This is a genomic window from candidate division TA06 bacterium, from assembly GCA_016208585.1.
Lineage (GTDB): Bacteria > Edwardsbacteria > AC1 > AC1 > EtOH8 > UBA5202.
The window spans coordinates 1-3,698 of the sequence record JACQXR010000126.1 but is presented as its reverse complement, the minus strand read 5'-3'; the positions used below and the strand labels follow the sequence as shown (position 1 = coordinate 3,698).

The window sequence follows — 3,698 nt, the reverse complement described above, 5'->3', positions numbered from 1 at the left end:
GAGTTTGAGCAGGTTCATAAAATGCTCAACCGGAAAATCTACAATTTGGATCGTTTTTGTAAGTGACCCTAAAATACGGAATCAGTATTTACAATGCTTTGGGAGGTTTTTTGTTGCATATTGCGCATTTTTGAGGTTTAAACATGGTAGTGCGGAAGCTTGCTCCCTCAAAATAGTTACGCCCGAATGTTAAATCATTCGGGCTTTTGTTTACATATATTTAACTACACTTAGTTAAATATATCTTTATTGTCTTACGTGTAGTGCAAAACAGTCCATTAGAGTTGGCCGCAACTTCAATTATAGTATCAGTTAATTCAATTTGCAGGGAAAGACAACTATCAATAACGTGAGCATTTGTTAGTATTACTCCCTTGTTATTTATAAAACATCCGCTACCCAGCTTATTGGCTGTACTATCAACATTAAATCCAATTACCACAACAACTGACTTGCCGACATCTTCTACTATTCTAGCAATATCTTGAGCGCAACAAATAGGCGTAAATAGCGCTACCATTAGCATATTATATGCTATTATCTTTTTCATATACCTTTGACGTGCTCCCTATTGTCCATATTTTTATAAGAATACACCCCGCCGGCAGCCAAATGCAAGCAAAAAGATACGGTCAAAGATACGGTCTGCCGGTGGAATCGGAGTAGCCGCCGGTGCAGAATGAAACTCAGATTAATAATAAATAAATGGATTGGTTTTTTATTTCTCTGCCGGCCGTTCCTGCTGTTCCTCCTCAATCTTGAAATTGCGGTAGTGCCGGATCCCGGTCCCGGCCGGGATCAGCCGGCCCACTATCACGTTCTCCTTTAAGCCTAAGAGCGGATCCGATTTTCCCTGGACCGCGGCTTCGGTTAAGACCCTGGTGGTCTCCTGGAAGGAGGCCGCCGAGACCCAGCTGGAAGTGGACAATGCCGACTTGGTGATGCCCATTAAAAGCGACTCGAAAGTGGCCGGCCGGCCGCCCTCCTTAAGCACCCGCTCGTTCTCCTCGCGCACCGAGGCCTTGTCCACCTGGTCGCCCTCGATGTAGATGGTGTCGCCGGGATCCTGGACCCGCACCTTCTGCAGCATCTGGCGCACGATCACCTCGATATGCTTGTCGTTGATGGCCACGCCGTTCAGCCGGTAGACCTCCTGGATCTCGTTGACTAAGTAAACCTGGACCGCAGCCGTGCCCCGGATACGTAAGATGTCATGGGGATTGATCGATCCCTCGGTCACCTTTTCCCCTGACTTCACCTTGTCGCCGTCCCGGACATAAAGGTGCTTGCTTAAGGGGATCGGGTAGGCCCGCTCCTCGCCGTTCTCGTTGCGAACTATCACGGTGCGCTGGCCCTTGGCGATCTCGCCCAGCTTGACCCGGCCGTCGATCTCTGAGACCACCGAGGGATCGGCCGGCTTGCGGGCTTCAAACAGCTCGGCCACCCGGGGCAGCCCGGCAGTGATGTCGCGGGTCTTGGAGATCTCGCGCGAGGTCTTGGCCAAAAATTCTCCGGCCGCGATGGCCTGGCCGTTCTGGGCCATGATCCGGGCCCCGATGGGGATGGGGTAGCTGGACAGGCTCTTGCCCCGCTTGTCCAGGATATTGATGTGGGGATACAGGTTCTTGTTCTTGTCCTTGTCCTTGCTCTCGATCACCACCGGACGGCGCATCCCGGTTATTTCGTCGAACTCCTCGGAGATGGTGACGTCGGGGGTCATGTCGGCGAACTGGACCGTGCCCGAGTGCTCGGCTATGATGGCGGCGGTGTGGGGATCCCATTCGAACAGGGTGTCGCCGGGAGCCACCTTGGCCTGGTCGGCGGCCTTAAGCACCGAGGCGTAGGGCACGGTGTAGCGGGTCTTGACCCCGGCCTTCTCCCCGTGGAGGATGATCTCGCCGTCGCGGTTGATGACCACCGCCTCGCCCGATTCCTTGACGATGGTCTCCAGCGCCTTGAATTCCAGGGCGCCCGGGATCTTGGCCGAGACCTTGGACTGGACCGCGATCCGGGCCGCGGTGCCGCCGATGTGGAAGGTGCGCAGGGTCAGCTGGGTGCCGGGCTCGCCGATGGACTGGGCGGCCATTACTCCGGTGGCCTCTCCCATGTCCACTATCTTTCCGGTGGCCAGGTTGCGTCCGTAGCATTTGCGGCACAGGCCCCGCTTGGCCTCGCAGGTCAAGACCGAGCGGATCCGGATCTTTTCGATGCCGGCCTCCGACAGCTCCTCGGCCGCATCCTCGTTGATCTCTTCGCCGGACCCCACGATCATTTCGCCGGTGATGGGGTTTACCACGTCCTCCATGGCCACCCGTCCCAGCACCCGGTCCCGAAGCGATTCGATGATCTCCTCGCCTTCTTTCAGGGCGCCCCGGTCCTCGCCCATGATGGTGCCGCAGTCCTCTTCGGTGATGATGATGTCCTGGGCCACGTCCACCAGGCGGCGGGTGAGGTACCCGGCCTCGGAGGTTTTAAGGGCGGTGTCGGCCAGGCCCTTGCGGGCTCCGTGGGTGCTGATGAAGTACTCCACGATGGTCAGGCCTTCCCGCAGGTTGTTGATGATGGGGGTTTCGATGATCTCCTGTCCGGTCAGGCGCTTCTGGGGCTTGGACATCAGGCCCCGCATCCCGCCCAGCTGGCGCACCTGTTCCCGGCTGCCCCGGGCCCCGGAGTCCAGCATCATGAATACCGGATTGAAGCCCTGGCGGTCGTTGGCCAGCCGTTTGATCAGGGTCTCGGTTACCTGGTTGTTGACGTGGGTCCAGGCGTCGATCACTTTGTTATAGCGCTCGGCGTCGGTGATCACGCCCTTGCGGTACTGGCCGAGGATCTTCTCGGTGGCCTCGATCCCCTTTTTGACCAGGCCCTCTTTCTCGGCCGGCACGATCACGTCGTTGAGGCTGATGGTCACCCCGGCCTGGGTGGCGTAGGTGAAGCCCATCTTCTTGACCTCGTCCATGAACATGGCGGTCCTGAAGTTTCCCAGCTTGCGGAACGAGGACATGGTCAGCCGGTCGATGGCCTTCTTGTCCAGGGTTTCGTTGACGTAGCCCAGCTCCGGGGGCACGATCTGGTTGAAGATCACCCGGCCGGCGGTGGTCTCTATCTTGCGGTCGTTGACCTTGATCTGAATCTTGGCGTGCAGGGCCAGCATTCCGTTTTCGTAGGCCAGCATTACCTCGTTCTGATCGGTAAAGGCCTTGCCCTCGCCCTTGGCTCCGGCCCGGGGCTTGGTCAGATAGTAGCAGCCGATGACGAGGTCCTGGCGCGGGGTGATCACCGGGCGGCCCGAGGCCGGCGACAGCACGTTGTTGGTGGAAAGCATCAGGGTGGCTGCCTCGATCTGGGCTTCGTAGGAAAGCGGCACGTGCACCGCCATCTGGTCTCCGTCGAAGTCGGCGTTGAAGGCCTCGCACACCAAGGGGTGGATCCGGATGGCCTTGCCCTCGATCAGCACCGGCTCAAAGGCCTGGATGCCCAGGCGGTGCAGGGTGGGGGCCCGGTTCAGCAGCACCGGATGCTCCTTGACTATCTCTTCCAGGATTTCCCAGACCCCTGGCTTTTCCTTTTCCACCAGGCGTTTGGCGCTTTTGACGCTCTGGACGTATCCCTTTTCCTCCAGCTTTTTCAGAATGAATGGCTTGAACAGCTCCAAAGCCATGCTCTTGGGAAGCCCGCACTGATAGGGCTTCAGCTCG

The 3,698-nt window shown here is 57.5% G+C and carries 2 protein-coding genes; both read right to left on the bottom strand.

Features of this window, described 5'->3' with window-relative positions; translation table 11 throughout:
• Positions 1–220 precede the first annotated feature (220 nt).
• Positions 221–550, bottom strand: a complete 330-nt coding sequence (locus tag HY768_09495) for a serine protease (GenBank protein ID MBI4727432.1) — start codon at positions 548–550, stop codon at positions 221–223.
• A gap of 168 nt (positions 551–718) precedes the next feature.
• Positions 719–3,698: DNA-directed RNA polymerase subunit beta' (rpoC, locus tag HY768_09490; protein MBI4727431.1), on the bottom strand; the 2,980-nt coding region annotated here is incomplete at its 5' end.